The 17,430-nt window shown below is 71.7% G+C and carries 18 protein-coding genes; 17 read left to right on the top strand and 1 reads right to left on the bottom strand.

The genetic code is table 11. From position 1 onward, the window contains the following. The 4 genes from IE321_RS36535 to nusB all read left to right on the top strand — a co-directional run. On the top strand, window positions 1-690 hold a 690-nt coding region (locus IE321_RS36535; protein WP_229916717.1), incomplete at its 5' end, for an AAA family ATPase. Between the two features lie 70 nt (window positions 691-760). Then, the gene (locus IE321_RS36530) at window positions 761-1,873 is read left to right on the top strand and encodes a M24 family metallopeptidase (RefSeq protein ID WP_190226072.1); all 1,113 of its coding nucleotides are present in this window, start codon (window positions 761-763) and stop codon (window positions 1,871-1,873) included. Between the two features lie 49 nt (window positions 1,874-1,922). After that, on the top strand, window positions 1,923-2,489 hold the full coding sequence (efp, locus tag IE321_RS36525; protein WP_043228086.1) for an elongation factor P: 567 nt from the start codon (window positions 1,923-1,925) through the stop codon (window positions 2,487-2,489). A 2-nt stretch (window positions 2,490-2,491) separates the two neighbouring features. Beyond that, window positions 2,492-2,929: a transcription antitermination factor NusB gene (gene nusB / locus IE321_RS36520; RefSeq protein ID WP_043228088.1), complete on the top strand. Its 438-nt coding sequence runs from the start codon at window positions 2,492-2,494 to the stop codon at window positions 2,927-2,929. A gap of 187 nt (window positions 2,930-3,116) precedes the next feature. Here the strand turns inward: nusB and bldD are convergent, their stop codons facing one another. After that, window positions 3,117-3,617, bottom strand: a complete 501-nt coding sequence (bldD, locus tag IE321_RS36515; RefSeq protein WP_015032294.1) for a transcriptional regulator BldD — start codon at window positions 3,615-3,617, stop codon at window positions 3,117-3,119. A gap of 257 nt (window positions 3,618-3,874) precedes the next feature. Between bldD and pyrR the strand changes: the two genes are divergently transcribed. The 13 genes from pyrR to IE321_RS36450 all read left to right on the top strand — a co-directional run. Then, entirely contained in the window at window positions 3,875-4,435 is a 561-nt protein-coding gene (gene pyrR / locus IE321_RS36510; protein WP_190226071.1) for a bifunctional pyr operon transcriptional regulator/uracil phosphoribosyltransferase PyrR, read from the top strand. An 84-nt stretch (window positions 4,436-4,519) separates the two neighbouring features. Further along, window positions 4,520-5,506: an aspartate carbamoyltransferase catalytic subunit gene (locus tag IE321_RS36505; RefSeq protein ID WP_043228091.1), complete on the top strand. Its 987-nt coding sequence runs from the start codon at window positions 4,520-4,522 to the stop codon at window positions 5,504-5,506. A 2-nt stretch (window positions 5,507-5,508) separates the two neighbouring features. Further along, complete coding sequence (locus IE321_RS36500) at window positions 5,509-6,795, top strand: dihydroorotase (protein WP_043228092.1); 1,287 nt, start codon at window positions 5,509-5,511, stop codon at window positions 6,793-6,795. Next, the gene (locus IE321_RS36495) at window positions 6,792-7,364 is read left to right on the top strand and encodes a PH-like domain-containing protein (protein WP_043228094.1); all 573 of its coding nucleotides are present in this window, start codon (window positions 6,792-6,794) and stop codon (window positions 7,362-7,364) included. Before IE321_RS36500 ends, IE321_RS36495 begins: the two co-directional genes overlap by 4 nt. Continuing rightward, the gene (carA, locus tag IE321_RS36490) at window positions 7,361-8,500 is read left to right on the top strand and encodes a glutamine-hydrolyzing carbamoyl-phosphate synthase small subunit (protein WP_190226070.1); all 1,140 of its coding nucleotides are present in this window, start codon (window positions 7,361-7,363) and stop codon (window positions 8,498-8,500) included. The genes IE321_RS36495 and carA overlap by 4 nt, the downstream gene beginning before the upstream one ends. Beyond that, the gene (carB, locus tag IE321_RS36485) at window positions 8,493-11,801 is read left to right on the top strand and encodes a carbamoyl-phosphate synthase large subunit (protein ID WP_190226069.1); all 3,309 of its coding nucleotides are present in this window, start codon (window positions 8,493-8,495) and stop codon (window positions 11,799-11,801) included. Before carA ends, carB begins: the two co-directional genes overlap by 8 nt. A gap of 55 nt (window positions 11,802-11,856) precedes the next feature. Next, on the top strand, window positions 11,857-12,969 hold the full coding sequence (locus IE321_RS36480) for a quinone-dependent dihydroorotate dehydrogenase (protein ID WP_190226068.1): 1,113 nt from the start codon (window positions 11,857-11,859) through the stop codon (window positions 12,967-12,969). After that, on the top strand, window positions 12,966-13,802 hold the full coding sequence (gene pyrF / locus IE321_RS36475) for an orotidine-5'-phosphate decarboxylase (RefSeq protein WP_043228098.1): 837 nt from the start codon (window positions 12,966-12,968) through the stop codon (window positions 13,800-13,802). The genes IE321_RS36480 and pyrF overlap by 4 nt, the downstream gene beginning before the upstream one ends. A 308-nt stretch (window positions 13,803-14,110) precedes the next feature. Then, a complete protein-coding gene (locus tag IE321_RS36470) occupies window positions 14,111-14,434 on the top strand; it encodes an integration host factor (RefSeq protein ID WP_030493613.1) in 324 nt (107 codons plus the stop codon). A 73-nt stretch (window positions 14,435-14,507) separates the two neighbouring features. Then, entirely contained in the window at window positions 14,508-15,071 is a 564-nt protein-coding gene (gene gmk, locus IE321_RS36465) for a guanylate kinase (protein ID WP_043228100.1), read from the top strand. Window positions 15,072-15,099: 28 nt separating this feature from the next. After that, on the top strand, window positions 15,100-15,372 hold the full coding sequence (rpoZ, locus tag IE321_RS36460; protein ID WP_030493615.1) for a DNA-directed RNA polymerase subunit omega: 273 nt from the start codon (window positions 15,100-15,102) through the stop codon (window positions 15,370-15,372). Between the two features lie 105 nt (window positions 15,373-15,477). After that, window positions 15,478-16,692: a bifunctional phosphopantothenoylcysteine decarboxylase/phosphopantothenate--cysteine ligase CoaBC gene (gene coaBC / locus IE321_RS36455; RefSeq protein ID WP_043228101.1), complete on the top strand. Its 1,215-nt coding sequence runs from the start codon at window positions 15,478-15,480 to the stop codon at window positions 16,690-16,692. 269 nt (window positions 16,693-16,961) lie between these two features. Beyond that, window positions 16,962-17,430: S-adenosylmethionine synthetase N-terminal domain-containing protein (locus IE321_RS36450; protein WP_308439740.1), on the top strand; the 469-nt coding region annotated here is incomplete at its 3' end.

Genomic DNA, 17,430 nt, shown 5'->3' with positions numbered 1-17,430 from the left:
GGAGCCGTACCGCCGCACGCGGGCGGCGGCGTGCGCCCGCACGGCGGTACGGCTCCGGGGGCCCCGCACGCCACCGGGGCGGTGCCGCTGCTGCCGCCGGTGCCGGTGGTGGAGCACCGGCCGGGCACCGGGGCCGCGACCCTCGCCGTGCTGCTCATCGGGCCCGCCGGCGCGGGCAAGACGACGGTCGCCCGGCACTGGGCGCGCCGCCGGCCCGTCCCCACCGCCCACATCAGCCTCGACGACGTGCGGGAATGGGTGTGCTCCGGCTTCGCCGACCCGCAGTCGGGGTGGAACGAGCACTCCGAGGCGCAGTACCGGCTGGCCCGCCGCACCTGCGGCTTCGCCGCCCGCAACTTCCTGGCCAACGGCATCTCCTGCATCCTCGACGACGCGGTCTTCCCCGACCGCCCCGTCGTCGGCCTCGGCGGCTGGAAGCGGCACGTCGGCCCCGGTCTGCTGCCGGTGGTGCTCCTGCCCGGCCTGGAGGTCGTCCTGGAGCGCAACGCCCAGCGGGCCGGGAACCGCCGGCTCTCCGACGAGGAGGTCGCCGCCATCCACGGCCGGATGGCCGGCTGGTACGGCTCCGGGCTGCCGATCATCGACAACTCCGCGCTCGACGTGGAGTCCACCGCCCGGCTCATCGACGAGGCGCTGGCCCGCGCGATAGCCGCGCCCCCCGGGGGCTGACCGGTCCGGCCCTCCCCGGTCGGACGCCGCCGACAGGCCGGGGCGGGGCCCGGCTCGTAGGCTCGAAGGCATGTCACAGGTGTATGCGGACCGCCGGGTCAGGCTGCGCGACCGGGTCGCGGCAGCGGGCAGCGCGGCGGCCCTGGTGTCCCGTCCCGCCAACGTCCGCTATCTCGCCGGCGGCGCCCCGCCGGGCGCGGTGCTGCTCGTCGGCCCCGAGCCCGGAGCGGACCTGCTGATCCGCCCGCTCGCGGCCGAGGGCGAGCCCCTCGACGGGCGGCTCGACGAACTGCTCCGGCAGCAGCAGCTCCCGCTCGGCGGCGGCGACCCGGCCGTCGCCGCTGCCGAACTCGCCCGCCGCTCCGGCGCCGACGGGCTCGCCGTGGAGGAGCACGACCTCACGGTGGCCCGGCACCGCGACCTGGGCGCCGCCGCGCCCGGACTCCGTCTCGCCGACCTCGCCTGCGCCGTCGAGCAGCTCCGGGTGGTCAAGGACGAGGACGAGATCGCCTGTCTGCGGATCGCCGCGGAGATCGCCGACCAGGCCCTCGGCGAGCTGCTCGAGTCCATCCTCGTCGGCCGCACCGAGCGCCACCTCGCCCTCGAACTGGAGCGGCGGCTGGTCGACCACGGCGCCGACGGGGCCGCCTTCCCCACCTCGGTCGCCACCGGGCCGCACTCCGGCCGGCGCGGTCACCGGCCCACCGACCGCCGGGTCGAGGAGGGCGACTTCCTGTCGGTCTGCCTCGGCGCGGACTACCACGGCTACCGCTGTGAGATCGGCCGGACCTTCGTCATCGGCACCGCGCCCGCCGACTGGCAGATCGAGCTGTACGAGCTCGTCTTCGCCGCCCAGAAGGCCGGCCGGGAGTCCCTGGTGCCCGGCGCCGGGTACCGTGACGTGGACCGCGCGGCCCGCCAGATCCTCGACGCGGCGGGGCACGCGGAGACCGCGGTTCCGCTCACCGGACACGGGGTGGGGCTCGAAATCGACGAGGACCCGCAGTTGTCCCCCTCGGCCATGGGTAAACTGGACGCTTGCGTGCCGGTCACCGTCGAACCGGGGGTCCACCTCCCGGGCCGGGGCGGGGTCCGGATCGATGACACGCTCGTCGTGCGCCAGGAGGCGGACGGCGGACCCGAGCTACTCACCATCACGACCAAGGAGCTGCTCGCGCTGTGAGGCGCGTACGCCTTCTCGGTCCCACGTCAGTCCAGGAGATTCCGCAACCGTGGCTTCCACGAACGACCTCAAGAACGGCATGGTGCTCAAGCTCGAAGGCGGCCAGCTCTGGTCCGTCGTCGAGTTCCAGCACGTCAAGCCCGGCAAGGGCCCGGCCTTCGTGCGCACCAAGCTCAAGAACGTGCTGTCCGGCAAGGTCGTCGACAAGACCTTCAACGCCGGCGTGAAGGTGGAGACCGCGAACGTCGACAAGCGCGACATGCAGTTCTCCTACATGGACGGCGACTACTTCGTCTTCATGGACCTGGACACCTACGACCAGCTCCACATCGACCGCAAGGTCGTCGGCGACGCCGCCAACTTCCTCATCGAGGGCTTCACCGCGCTCGTCGCGCAGAACGAGGGCTCCGTGCTCTACGTCGAGCTGCCGGCCGCCGTCGAGCTCGTGATCGCCGAGACCGAGCCGGGCGTCCAGGGCGACCGCTCCACCGGTGGCACCAAGCCCGCCAAGCTGGAGACCGGCCACGAGATCCAGGTCCCGCTCTTCATCACCACCGGTGAGAAGGTCAAGGTCGACACCCGCAACAGCGACTACCTCGGCCGGGTGAACAGCTAACCGTGGCCGCCCGGAGCAAGGCCCGCAGGCGGGCCTTCCAGATCCTGTTCGAGGCCGACCAGCGCGGCACTTCCGTGCAGGAGGTCCTCGCGGACCAGATCCGGCTCCACCGTGCCGACGCGCAGCAGCCGCCGGTCGGTGACTTCACGATGCAGCTGGTCGAGGGGTACGCGCAGTACGTGGCCCGGATCGACGAGCTCATCGCCACCTACGCGGTGGACTGGGACCTCGACCGGATGCCGGCCGCCGACCGCAGCATCGTGCGCCTCGGCGCGTACGAGCTGATCTGGGAGGACGGCACCCCGGACGCGGTGGCGATCGACGAGGCGGTGCAGCTCGCCAAGGAGTTCTCCACGGACGACTCCCCGTCCTTCGTCAACGGCCTCCTGGGGCGCTTCAAGGACCTGAAGCCCCGGCTGCGCCGGGACGTGGACGCCTAGTCCCGCACGGCCCTGCGAAGGGGCCCGCCGCACCTCTCGGTGCGGCGGGCCCCTTCGCGTTGCTCCGTACGGGTGAGGGGGCGCGGCCGGCGGGGCGGGACGGACACGAAAAAGCGCCGGGCCCGTGGCGTCGGATGACGTCCACGGGCCCGGCGGCACGTTTCTGCACTTGGTGGTGGCGGGGAGGTCAGTTCTCCTCGTGGGCCACCGCGCGACGCGCGTCCGCGTCGAGCACGCCCCAGCTGATGAGCTGCTCGGTCAGGACCGAGGGGGACTGGTCGTAGATGACGGCCAGGGTGCGCAGGTCGTCCTGGCGGATCGACAGCACCTTGCCGTTGTAGTCGCCGCGCTGCGACTGGATCGTCGCCGCGTAGCGCTGGAGGGGGCCGGCCTTCTCCTGCGGGACGTGGGCGAGGCGCTCCAGGTCCAGGACCAGCTTCGGCGGGGGCTCGGCGGCGCCGCCGGGGGTCGTACCGGGCAGCAGCTCCTGCACCGGCACGCCGTAGAAGTCCGCCAGCTCGGCCAGACGCTGCACGGTCACGGCGCGGTCGCCGCGCTCGTACGAACCGACCACCACGGCCTTCCAGCGGCCCTGGGACTTCTCCTCCACCCCGTGGAGGGACAGGCCCTGCTGGGTGCGGATGGCGCGGAGTTTGGCCCCGAGCTGCTTTGCGTATTCGCTGGACATAACGCTCCCGGACGCTGTGACGACATGCGGCTGCGCCGCGCGGCTGGTAACTCACTGTGAGGTTACGCAGCGTTACTCTTTCCCGTCAAGCCGAAAGGGGCTCGCCACCCCCTCCCGGGGGACGGTCCGCCGCAGGTGGGAGCGGGGGAGGGGTGCCCCCGGGAAAGCCCGTGGGCGCACCCCTGCTAAAGTGGACGCCGTACATCCGACGTCCTTTAAGGTCCGTCCCGTGAGGCGGAGAAGGAGGTCCTTTTCCTATGGACACGCACGCACACGTCGATGAGGCGCGGCCCGTTCTCGAGGCCCCCGACATCGCCCGGGTCCTGACCCGGATCGCCCACGAGATCGTCGAACGCGCCAAGGGCGCCGACGACGTGGTCCTGCTCGGCATTCCCACCCGTGGCGTCTACCTCGCCCGCCGGCTGGCCGAGAAGCTCGAATCGATCACCGGCGCCAAGGTCCCGGTCGGTTCCCTCGACATCACCATGTACCGCGACGACCTCCGGATGAAGCCGGCGCGCGCCATCGGCCGCACCGAGATCCCCGGCGAGGGCGTCGACGGCCGCCTCGTCGTCCTCGTCGACGACGTCCTCTTCTCGGGCCGCACCATCCGCGCCGCCCTCGACGCCCTCGGCGACATCGGCCGCCCCCGCGCGGTCCAGCTCGCCGTCCTCGTCGACCGCGGCCACCGCGAGCTCCCGATCCGCGCCGACTACGTCGGCAAGAACCTCCCCACGTCGCTGCGGGAGACCGTCAAGGTCCAGCTCGCCGAGGAGGACGGTCGCGACACCGTGCTGCTCGGCGGCAAGTCCGCCTAGCCGGACCGGCCACCCCGCGGGGCCACGGCACCTCCGTGTGCCCCCGCATGCCCTCACGCCTCCCCACCCCGGAGAGAAACCCCGATGATGCGTCACCTCATCTCGGCCGCCGACCTCACCCGCGACGACGCCGTCCTGATCCTCGACACCGCCGAGGAGATGGCCCGGGTGGCCGACCGGCCCATCAAGAAGCTGCCGACCCTCCGCGGCCGGACCATCTGCAACCTCTTCTTCGAGGACTCCACCCGGACCCGGATCTCCTTCGAGGCCGCGGAGAAGCGCCTCTCCGCCGACGTCATCAACTTCGCGGCCAAGGGCTCCAGCGTCTCCAAGGGCGAGTCGCTGAAGGACACCGCGCAGACCCTGGAGGCGATGGGCGTCGACGCCGTCGTCATCCGGCACGGCGCCTCCGGCGCGCCCTTCCGCCTGGCCACCTCCGGCTGGATCGACGCCCCCGTCATCAACGCGGGCGACGGCACCCACCAGCACCCCACCCAGGCCCTCCTGGACGCCTTCACCATGCGCCGCCGGCTCGTCGGCCGCGACGCCGGTCTGGGCCGGGACCTGGACGGCAAGCGGATCACGCTCGTCGGCGACGTCCTGCACAGCCGGGTCGCCCGCTCCAACGTCGACCTGCTGCACACCCTCGGCGCCGAGGTCACCCTGGTGGCCCCGCCCACCCTGGTCCCGGTCGGCGTCGAGACCTGGCCCTGCGAGGTCTCGTACGACCTCGACAGCGTGCTGCCGAAGTCCGACGCGGTCATGATGCTGCGTGTGCAGCGCGAGCGGATGAACGCCGCCTTCTTCCCGACCGAGCGCGAGTACTCGCGCCGCTACGGGCTGGACGGCGAGCGGATGGCGAAGATGCCCGAGCACGCCATCGTCATGCACCCCGGCCCCATGGTCCGCGGCATGGAGATCACCGCCGAGGTCGCCGACTCCGACCGCTGCACGGTCGTCGAGCAGGTCACCAACGGCGTCTCCGTCCGGATGGCCGTCCTCTACCTGCTGCTCGGCGGCTCCGAGCCCGCCGTCGCCCCCGCCACCACCCGTACCGAGGAGAGCAAGTAAAGATGAGCAAGATCCTTATCCGTGGTGCGAAGGTGCTGGGCGGCGAGCCGCAGGACGTCCTCATCGACGGCGAGACCGTCGCGGAGGTCGGCACCGGCCTGTCCGCCGAGGGCGCGACCGTGATCGAGGCCGACGGCCAGATCCTGCTCCCCGGCCTCGTCGACCTCCACACCCACCTGCGCGAGCCGGGCCGCGAGGACTCCGAGACCGTCCTCACCGGCACCCGCGCCGCCGCCTCCGGCGGCTACACCGCCGTCTTCGCCATGGCCAACACCCACCCCGTCGCCGACACCGCCGGCGTCGTCGAGCAGGTCTACCGGCTCGGCAAGGAGGCCGGCTACTGCGACGTGCAGCCCATCGGCGCCGTCACCGTCGGCCTGGAGGGCAAGAAGCTCGCCGAGCTGGGCGCCATGCACGACTCCGCCGCCGGCGTCACCGTCTTCTCCGACGACGGCAAGTGCGTCGACGACGCTGTGATCATGCGCCGCGCCCTGGAGTACGTGAAGGCCTTCGGCGGCGTCGTCGCCCAGCACGCCCAGGAGCCCCGCCTCACCGAGGGCGCCCAGATGAACGAGGGCATCGTCTCGGCCGAGCTCGGCCTCGGCGGCTGGCCGGCCGTCGCGGAGGAGTCGATCATCGCCCGCGACGTCCTGCTCGCCGAGCACGTCGGCTCCCGCGTCCACATCTGCCACCTCTCCACCGCCGGCTCCGTCGAGATCGTCCGCTGGGCCAAGTCCCGCGGCATCGACGTCACCGCCGAGGTCACCCCGCACCACCTCCTCCTCACGGACGAGCTGGTCCGCAGCTACAACCCGGTCTACAAGGTCAACCCGCCGCTGCGCACCGAGCGCGACGTGCTGGCGCTGCGCGAGGCCCTGGCCGACGGCACGATCGACATCGTCGCCACCGACCACGCCCCGCACCCGCACGAGGACAAGGACTGCGAGTGGGCCGCCGCCGCCATGGGCATGGTCGGCCTGGAGACCGCGCTCTCCGTCGTCCAGCAGACGATGGTGGAGACCGGCCTGCTCGACTGGGCCGGCGTCGCCGACCGGATGTCCTCCGCCCCGGCGCGGATCGGCCGCGCCACCGGCCATGGACGACCCGTCTCGGCTGGTGAGCCCGCGAACCTGGTCCTGGTCGATCCGGCTTACCGTGGGACCGTGGACCCCGCGGACTTCGCCTCCCGCAGCCGCAACACCCCCTACGAGGGCCGTGAGCTGCCGGGTCGCGTCACCCACACCTTCCTGCGGGGCCGGGCAACGGTCATGGACGGGAAGTTGGCGTGACACACACCATCGCAAGCGCGGCCCTCGCCGCGGAGCAGAAATCGGCCGAGGTGACCGACTGGGCCGGCCGCATCGGCTGGGTCGTCGGACTCCTGCTCTTCGTCGCCCTCGTCTACTGGCTGATGCGCCAGGGCTGGAAGTGGCGGGGCAGTCTCCAGTCGGACCTGCCCGCGCTCCCCGAGGTGCCGGAGGCGCCCGGTGAGGCCAAGCTGACGATGGACGGCCGCTACCACGGCTCCACCACGGCCGGGCAGTGGCTCGACCGGATCGTCGCCCACGGCCTCGGCACCCGCAGCCGCGCCGAGCTCACGCTCACCGACGCCGGGATCTCGGTCGTCCGCCCCGGGGCGAACGACTTCCTGATCCCCGCCGCCGCCCTGCGCGAGGCCCGCCTCGACAAGGGCATCGCCGGAAAGGTCCTCGCCGAGGGCGGGCTCCTGATCGTCACCTGGGAGCACGGCGGCACCCTCCTCGACTCCGGCTTCCGCTCCGACCGGGCGGCCGAGCACACGACCTGGGTCGAGACCCTCAATTCCATGATCAACACGACGGAAGGCATCGCACGATGACGACCTCCACAAGGGGAGCCCAGGCTCCCGCCGTACTCGTCCTGGAGGACGGCCGCACCTTCAGCGGCCGCGCCTACGGGGCCGTGGGGGAGACCTTCGGCGAGGCCGTGTTCTCCACCGGCATGACCGGCTACCAGGAGACCCTCACCGACCCGTCGTACGACCGCCAGATCGTCGTCGCCACCGCCCCCCAGATCGGCAACACCGGCTGGAACGACGAGGACGACGAGTCCAGCCGCATCTGGGTCTCCGGCTACGTGGTCCGCGACCCCGCCCGCATCCCGTCGAACTGGCGCGCCACGCGCAGCCTCGACGCCGAGCTGGTCGCCCAGGGCGTCGTCGGCATCTCCGGCATCGACACCCGCGCCCTCACCCGCCACCTGCGCGAGCGCGGCTCCATGCGCGCCGGCGTCTTCTCCGGCGAGGCCCTGGCCCCCGAGGCCGAGCTGCTCGCCCGCGTGCAGGCCCAGCCGCACATGAAGGGCGCCAGCCTCTACGAGGAGGTCGCCACCAAGGAGCCGTACGTCGTCCCCGCGATCGGCGAGAAGAAGTTCACCGTCGCCGCGATCGACCTCGGCATCAAGGGCATGACCCCGCACCGGATGGCCGAGCGCGGCATCGAGGTCCACGTGCTGCCCGCCACCGCGAGCGTCGAGGACGTCTACGCGGTCGCCCCGGACGGCGTCTTCTTCTCCAACGGCCCGGGCGACCCGGCCACCGCCGAGGGCCCGGTCGCCCTCATGACCGCCGTCCTGGAGCGGAAGACCCCGCTCTTCGGCATCTGCTTCGGCAACCAGATCCTCGGCCGCGCGCTCGGCTTCGGCACCTACAAGCTGAAGTACGGCCACCGGGGCATCAACCAGCCCGTCCAGGACCGCACCACCGGCAAGGTCGAGGTCACCGCGCACAACCACGGCTTCGCCGTCGACGCGCCCCTCGACAAGGTCTCCGAGACCCCCTTCGGCCGCGCCGAGGTCTCCCACGTCTGCCTGAACGACAACGTGGTGGAGGGCCTCCAGCTGCTCGACCAGCCCGGCTTCTCCGTCCAGTACCACCCCGAGGCGGCCGCGGGCCCGCACGACGCCGCGTACCTCTTCGACCGCTTCGTGACCCTCATGGAGGCCGAGCGTGCCTAAGCGCACCGATATCCAGTCCGTCCTGGTCATCGGCTCCGGCCCGATCGTCATCGGCCAGGCCGCCGAGTTCGACTACTCCGGCACCCAGGCGTGCCGCGTCCTCAAGGCCGAGGGCCTGCGGGTCATCCTGGTCAACTCCAACCCGGCCACGATCATGACCGACCCGGAGATCGCCGACGCCACCTACGTCGAGCCGATCACCCCCGAGTTCGTCGAGAAGATCATCGCCAAGGAGCGCCCCGACGCCCTCCTGCCCACCCTCGGCGGCCAGACCGCGCTCAACACCGCGATCTCCATGCACGAGCAGGGCGTCCTGGAGAAGTACGGCGTCGAGCTCATCGGCGCCAACGTCGAGGCCATCCACAAGGGCGAGGACCGCGACCTCTTCAAGGGCGTCGTCGAGGCCGTCAAGGCCAAGATCGGCTACGGCGAGTCCGCCCGCTCGGTCATCTGCCACACCATGGACGACGTCATCGAGGGCGTCGAGACGCTCGGCGGCTACCCCGTCGTCGTCCGCCCCTCCTTCACCATGGGCGGCGCCGGCTCCGGCTTCGCCCACGACGAGGAGGAGCTGCGCCGCATCGCCGGCCAGGGCCTCACGCTCTCCCCGACCACCGAGGTGCTCCTGGAGGAGTCCATCCTCGGCTGGAAGGAGTACGAGCTGGAGCTCATGCGCGACAAGCACGACAACGTCGTGGTCGTCTGCTCCATCGAGAACTTCGACCCGATGGGCGTCCACACCGGCGACTCCATCACCGTCGCCCCGGCGATGACGCTCACCGACCGCGAGTACCAGCGGCTGCGCGACATCGGCATCGCGATCATCCGCGAGGTCGGCGTCGACACCGGCGGCTGCAACATCCAGTTCGCGGTCGACCCGGTCGACGGCCGGATCATCGTCATCGAGATGAACCCGCGCGTCTCCCGCTCCTCGGCGCTCGCCTCCAAGGCGACCGGCTTCCCGATCGCCAAGATCGCCGCCCGGCTCGCCGTCGGCTACACGCTGGACGAGATCCCGAACGACATCACGGAGAAGACCCCGGCGTCCTTCGAGCCCACGCTCGACTACGTCGTGGTCAAGGCCCCCCGCTTCGCCTTCGAGAAGTTCCCCTCGGCCGACTCCACGCTGACCACGACCATGAAGTCGGTCGGCGAGGCCATGGCCATCGGCCGGAACTTCCCCGAAGCCCTCCAGAAGGCCCTGCGCTCCCTGGAGAAGAAGGGCTCGCAGTTCGCCTTCACCGGCGAGCCCGGCGACAAGGCCGAGCTGCTCCGCGAGGCGGTCCGCCCGACCGACGGCCGCATCAACACCGTCATGCAGGCGATCCGCGCCGGTGCCACCCCGGAGGAGGTCTTCGACGCCACGCGGATCGACCCGTGGTTCGTCGACCAGCTCTTCCTGATCAAGGAGCTCGCCGACGAGCTGGCCGGCGCCGAGAAGCTGGAGCCCGGGCTCCTCGCCGAGGCCAAGCGCCACGGCTTCTCCGACGCCCAGATCGCCGAGATCCGCGGCCTGCGCGAGGACGTCGTCCGCGAGGTCCGGCACGCCCTCGGCGTCCGCCCGGTCTACAAGACGGTCGACACCTGCGCCGCCGAGTTCGCCGCGAAGACGCCGTACTTCTACTCCTCCTACGACGAGGAGTCCGAGGTCGCGCCGCGCGAGAAGCCCGCCGTGATCATCCTCGGCTCCGGCCCGAACCGCATCGGCCAGGGCATCGAGTTCGACTACTCCTGCGTCCACGCCTCCTTCGCCCTGAGCGACGCCGGCTACGAGACCGTGATGGTCAACTGCAACCCCGAGACCGTCTCCACCGACTACGACACCTCCGACCGGCTCTACTTCGAGCCGCTCACCCTGGAGGACGTCCTGGAGATCGTCCACGCCGAGTCCCTCGCGGGCCCGATCGCCGGCGTGGTCGTCCAGCTCGGCGGCCAGACCCCGCTCGGCCTCTCCCAGGCCCTCAAGGACAACGGCGTGCCGGTCGTCGGCACCTCCCCGGAGGCCATCCACGCCGCCGAGGACCGCGGCGCCTTCGGCCGCGTCCTGGAGGAGGCCGGCCTGCCGGCCCCCAAGCACGGCACCGCCACCACCTTCGCCGGCGCCAAGAAGATCGCCGACGAGATCGGCTACCCGGTCCTGGTCCGCCCCTCGTACGTGCTCGGCGGCCGCGGCATGGAGATCGTCTACGACGAGGCCCGCCTGGAGGCGTACATCGCCGAGTCCACCGAGATCAGCCCCACCCGGCCGGTCCTGGTCGACCGCTTCCTCGACGACGCCATCGAGATCGACGTCGACGCCCTCTACGACGGCGAGGAGCTCTACCTCGGCGGCGTCATGGAGCACATCGAGGAGGCCGGCATCCACTCCGGCGACTCGGCCTGCGCCCTGCCGCCGATCACGCTGGGCGGCTTCGACATCAAGCGCCTGCGCGCCTCCACGGAGGCCATCGCCAAGGGCGTCGGCGTCCGCGGCCTGATCAACATCCAGTTCGCCATGGCCGGCGACATCCTCTACGTCCTGGAGGCCAACCCGCGCGCCTCCCGGACCGTGCCCTTCACCTCGAAGGCCACCGCCGTGCCGCTCGCGAAGGCCGCCGCCCGCATCTCGCTGGGCGCCACCGTCGCCGAGCTGCGCGCCGAGGGCCTGCTGCCGAAGACCGGCGACGGCGGCACCCTGCCGCTCGACGCGCCGATCTCCGTCAAGGAGGCCGTGATGCCGTGGTCGCGCTTCCGCGACGTGCACGGCCGCGGCGTGGACACCGTCCTCGGCCCGGAGATGCGCTCCACCGGCGAGGTCATGGGCATCGACGCGGTCTTCGGCACGGCCTACGCCAAGTCGCAGGCCGGCGCCTACGGCCCGCTGCCCACCAAGGGCCGCGCCTTCATCTCGGTCGCCAACCGCGACAAGCGCTCGATGATCTTCCCGGCACGCGAGCTGGTCGCCCACGGCTTCGAGCTGCTCGCCACCTCCGGCACCGCCGAGGTCCTCAAGCGCAACGGCATCAACGCCACCGTCGTGCGCAAGCTCAGCGAGGGCGAGGGGCCGAACGGCGAGAAGACGATCGTCCAGCTGATCCACGACGGCCAGGTCGACCTGATCGTCAACACCCCGTACGGCACCGGCGGCCGCCTCGACGGCTACGAGATCCGTACGGCGGCGGTGTCCCGCGGCGTCCCGTGCCTCACCACGGTGCAGGCGCTCGCCGCGGCGGTCCAGGGCATCGACGCCCTCAACCACGGCGACGTCGGGGTCCGTTCCCTCCAGGAACACGCAGAACACCTGACCGCGGCCCGCGACTAGCAGCCATCGAGGGGGACACCGGAAACGGTGTCCCCCTCTTCATGAGGACACCACCATGTACAAGCTCTTCTTCCAGCTCGTCTTCAAGCGCATGGACCCCGAGAAGGCCCACTACCTCGCCTTCCGCTGGATCCGGCTCGCGGCCCGCACCCCCGTCCTGCGCACCCTCGTCGCCGCCGTCCTCGCGCCCCGCCACAAGGAGCTGCGCACCGAGGCCCTGGGCCTGCGGATGCACGGCCCCTTCGGCCTCGCCGCCGGCTTCGACAAGAACGCCATCGCCATCGACGGCATGGCCATGCTCGGCTTCGACCACGTCGAGATCGGCACGGTCACCGGCGAGGCCCAGCCCGGCAACCCCAAGAAGCGGCTCTTCCGCCTCGTCCCGGACCGGGCGCTGATCAACCGCATGGGCTTCAACAACGAGGGCTCCGCCGCCGTCGCCGCCCGCCTCCACGCGCGCGTGCCCGTCTTCAGGACCGTCGTCGGCGTCAACATCGGCAAGACCAAGGTCGTCGAGGAGGCCGACGCCGCCGCCGACTACGTGAAGTCCACCGAGCGCCTCGCCGCCCACGCCGACTACCTCGTGGTGAACGTCTCCTCGCCGAACACCCCGGGCCTGCGCAACCTCCAGGCCACCGAGTCGCTCCGGCCGCTGCTCACCGCCGTCCGCGAGGCCGCCGACCGCACGGTCACCGACCGCCGGGTCCCGCTCCTCGTGAAGATCGCCCCGGACCTCGCCGACGAGGACGTGGACGCCGTCGCCGACCTCGCCGTCGAGCTGGGCCTGGACGGCATCATCGCCACCAACACCACCATCGCCCGCGAGGGCCTCGGCCTCGGCTCCGCGCCGGCCCTCGTCCAGGAGACCGGCGGCCTGTCCGGCGCCCCGCTCAAGGAGCGCTCCCTGGAGGTCCTGCGCCGCCTGTACGCGCGCGTGGGCGACCGGATCGTCCTGGTGGGCGTCGGCGGCATCGAGAACGCCGAGGACGCCTGGCAGCGCATCCTCGCCGGCGCCACCCTGATCCAGGGCTACAGCGCCTTCATCTACGAGGGGCCGTTCTACGCCCGGGCGATCCACCGGGGCCTCGCCGCGCGGCTGGCCGCCTCCCCGTACGCCACCCTCGCCGAGGCCGTCGGCGCCGACCACCGAAAGGCCACCACGCGATGACCCTCTCCTTCGGCACCCGCCTGCGCTCCGCCATGGACGAGCGCGGCCCGCTCTGCGTCGGCGTCGACCCGCACGCCTCCCTGCTCGCCTCCTGGGGCCTCGCGGACGACATCGCGGGACTGGAGTCCTTCACGTACACCGTGGTCGAGGCGCTGGCGGACACCGTCGCCGTCTTCAAGCCGCAGGCCGCCTTCTTCGAGCGCTTCGGCTCGCGCGGCATCGCCGTCCTGGAGCGCGCCACCGCCGACCTGCGCGCGGCCGGCGGCCTGGTCGTCATGGACGCCAAGCGCGGCGACATCGGCTCCACCATGGCCGCCTACGCGGAGACCTTCCTGCGCAAGGACTCCCCGCTCTTCTCCGACGCCCTCACGGTCTCCCCGTACCTCGGCTACGGCTCCCTGAAGCCCGCCGTCGACCTGGCCCGCGAGTCCGGGGCCGGGCTCTTCGTCCTCGCCCTGACCTCCAACCCGGAGGGCGCCGAGGTCCAGCGGGCCGTCCGCGAGGACGGCCGGACGATCGGCGCGACCATGCTCGCCCACCTCGCGGCGGAGAACGCGGGGGAGACGCCCATGGGCTCCTTCGGCGCGGTCGTCGGCGCCACCCTCGGCGACCTCTCCTCCTTCGACCTCGACATCAACGGCCCGCTGCTCGCCCCGGGCATCGGCGCCCAGGGCGCGACCCCGGCCGACCTCCCGGTCGTCTTCGGCGACGCGGTGCGCAACGTGGTCCCGAACGTGAGCCGGGGCGTCCTGCGCGCCGGACCGGACGCGTCCGCCCTGCGGGACGCGGCGACGCGCTACGCGGACGAGATCCGGGCGGCCGTCGCCGGCTGACCGGCGCGCGCCGCCGTCCGGTCATCCCCGCAGGTGGGAGCGGACGGCGGCGTCGGGCGGCCGTCGGCCGCCGCACTTGACGAAATCTTGGCAGAAATCAGGGTCGTTATGCCGGAAAAGTCCCGGTCGGCAGAGGCTGACCAGGACTTTTCCTCTGTTCTCGCTGACTGGAGCGGCCTTGGCCGCTAGTCTCCGGGGCAGAGCGGACGTCCGACGGTCACGTCGTCGGGCGTTGCTCCACTGGTGTGGGTCGAGCAGCTCCCTCACCGGTCCGTATCCGACAGATCGACATCCGAGGTGACGTAGGCGTGGCTCTTCCGCCCCTTACCCCTGAACAGCGCGCAGCCGCGCTCGAAAAGGCCGCCGCGGCTCGCCGGGAGCGGGCCGAGGTCAAGAATCGACTCAAGCACTCCGGCGCCTCCCTCCACGAGGTCATCAAGCAGGGCCAGGAGAACGACGTCATCGGCAAGATGAAGGTCTCCGCCCTGCTCGAGTCCCTGCCCGGCGTCGGCAAGGTCCGCGCCAAGCAGATCATGGAGCGGCTCGGCATCTCCGAGAGCCGCCGTGTCCGAGGTCTCGGCTCCAACCAGATCGCCTCCCTGGAGCGCGAGTTCGGCGGCGCGGGCGCCTGACCCGTCGCCCCGACCGGTGCCCGATCCGGGACATGCGTCCCGGGCACCCCGGCGATACTGGAATAATCGCTGCATGGCAGCAGAGGTACGTCCGCGGCTGACCGTGCTCTCCGGCCCCTCAGGGGTCGGCAAGAGCACGGTCGTCGCTCATATGCGCAAGGTCCACCCCGAGGTCTGGCTCTCGGTGTCGGCCACGACACGAAAGCCCCGCCCCGGCGAGAAGCACGGCGTCCAGTACTTCTTCGTCTCGGACGACGAGTTCGACAAGCTGATCGCCAACGGCGAGCTCCTCGAGTGGGCCGAGTTCGCGGGCAACCGCTACGGCACCCCCCGCAGCGCGGTCGTCGACCGCCTGGAGAAGGGCGAGCCCGTCCTCCTGGAGATCGAGCTCCAGGGCGCGCGCCAGGTGAAGGAGTCCATGGCCGACTCCCGGCTGGTCTTCCTGGCTCCGCCGAGCTGGGAGGAGCTGGTCCGCCGGCTCACCGGCCGCGGCACCGAGTCGCCGGAGGTCATCGAGCGCCGCCTGGAAGCGGCCAAGATCGAGCTCGCCGCCGAGTCGGAGTTCGACACCACGCTCGTCAACACCTCCGTCGAGGACGTCGCGCGTGAGCTGCTAACGTTGATGCACGTAGTCTGATCTTTTATCCATCTTCGGAAGGTAGAGCGTGTCCTCTTCCATCACCGCGCCCGAGGGCATCATCAACCCGCCGATCGACGAGCTGCTCGAGGCCACTGACTCGAAGTACAGCCTCGTGATCTACGCGGCCAAGCGCGCGCGTCAGATCAACGCGTACTACTCGCAGCTCGGTGAGGGCCTGCTGGAGTACGTCGGTCCCCTCGTCGACACCCACGTCCACGAGAAGCCGCTCTCGATCGCCCTGCGCGAGATCAACGCGGGTCTGCTGACCTCCGAGGCCGTCGAGGGCCCCGTTCAGTAAGCGTTGCGTTCGTCACTCCAGGCCCGGCGGTCCTCCGCCGGGCCTGTGGTGTCTCATGGAGTCGTCCGTCGTCCGAGAGCGCGCACCGCGTGGGGAGAGACAGCCGTGACCAAGCCGAAGGTCGTCCTGGGCGTGAGCGGCGGCATCGCCGCCTACAAGGCGTGCGAGCTGCTGCGCCGGCTCACCGAGTCGGGGCACGACGTCCGTGTCGTCCCCACCGACTCCGCCCTCCACTTCGTCGGCGCCGCCACCTGGTCCGCGCTCTCCGGGAACCCCGTCTCCACGGAGGTCTGGGAGACCGTCCACGAGGTGCCGCACGTCCGCATCGGTCAGGGCGCCGACCTCGTCGTCGTCGCCCCCGCCACCGCCGACATGCTCGCCAAGGCCGCCCACGGCCTCGCCGACGACCTCCTGACGAACACGCTGCTCACCGCGCGCTGTCCGGTCGTCTTCGCGCCGGCCATGCACACCGAGATGTGGGAGCACCCGGCCACCCAGGAGAACGTGGCCACGCTGCGCCGCCGGGGCGCCGTGGTCATCGAGCCCGCCGTCGGCCGCCTCACCGGCGTCGACACCGGCAAGGGACGGCTCCCCGACCCCGGCGAGATCTTCGAGGTCTGCCGCCGGATCCTGGCCCGCGGCGTCACCGCCCCCGACCTGGCCGGCCGGCACGTGGTGGTGAGCGCGGGCGGTACCCGCGAGCCGCTCGACCCGGTCCGCTACCTGGGCAACCGCTCCTCCGGCAAGCAGGGCTACGCGCTGGCCAAGGCGGCCGCCGCCCGGGGCGCCCGGGTCACCCTGGTCGAGGCCAACACCGGGCTGCCCGACCCGGCCGGCGTCGACGTCGTGCACGTCGGCACCGCCGTGCAGCTCCGCGAGGCCGTCCTCAAGGCCGCCGCCGACGCCGACGCGGTGGTCATGGCCGCGGCCGTCGCCGACTTCCGCCCGGCCGCGTACGCCACCGGCAAGATCAAGAAGACGGACGACGGGGGAGCGCCGACCGTCGAACTGGTCCGCAACCCCGACATCCTCGCCGAGATCGCCGCCGACCGGGCCCTGCCCGGCCAGGTCGTCGTCGGCTTCGCCGCCGAGACCGACGACGTGCTTGCCAACGGCCGCGCCAAGCTCGCCCGCAAGGGCTGCGACCTCCTGGTCGTCAACGAGGTCGGCGAGCGCAAGACCTTCGGCTCGGAGGAGAACGAGGCCGTGGTCCTCGCCGCCGACGGCACCGAGACCCCGGTGCCGTACGGCCCGAAGGAAGCCCTCGCCGAGACGGTGTGGGACCTCGTCCTGCCCCGCCTGCGGGAGCCCTCCGCCTGATCCCGGGGCACCGGGGGCCGCGCGGTACGTCCGCCGGCGCCCGGGGAGGGTGCGCGAAACGCCGGGGCGCGAGTGATCTGCGCCCCATCGGCGCCCCTTCCCACCCCTTGCCGGAGGCGGTCCGACCCCAGTGCGGGCATTCGTCAGGCGAGACACCTGGTCCAAGGTCCGACCTGGCCCGATAGACTGTCGGTGGAACGTCGCGGGGCGCAGCCCCCTGCCGGTCCGCGAAGAGATAGCCAGCAGCCGCTGCAACCCCAGGGAGCGTTGTGTCCCGTCGTCTGTTCACCTCGGAGTCCGTCACCGAGGGACACCCCGACAAGATCGCTGACCAGATCAGCGACACCATCCTCGACGCGCTGCTGCGCGAGGACCCCACCTCGCGCGTCGCCGTCGAGACGCTGATCACCACCGGCCTCGTGCACGTCGCCGGTGAGGTGACCACCAAGGCGTGGGCGGACATCCCGACCCTCGTCCGGAACAAGATCCTCGAGATCGGCTACGACTCCTCGAAGAAGGGCTTCGACGGCGCCTCCTGCGGCGTGTCGGTGTCCATCGGATCCCAGTCCCCGGACATCGCCCAGGGCGTGGACACCGCGTACGAGAAGCGGGTCGAGGGCGACGAGGACGAGCTCGACAAGCAGGGCGCCGGCGACCAGGGCCTGATGTTCGGCTACGCGTCGGACGAGACGCCCGAGCTGATGCCGCTGCCGATCCACCTCGCGCACCGGCTCTCCC

The sequence above is a fragment of the Streptomyces hydrogenans genome (genome assembly GCF_014656075.1).
Taxonomy (GTDB): domain Bacteria; phylum Actinomycetota; class Actinomycetes; order Streptomycetales; family Streptomycetaceae; genus Streptomyces; species Streptomyces hydrogenans.
The sequence above is the reverse complement of the archived record's forward strand: the minus strand, read 5'-3'. Positions and strand labels throughout refer to the sequence as shown.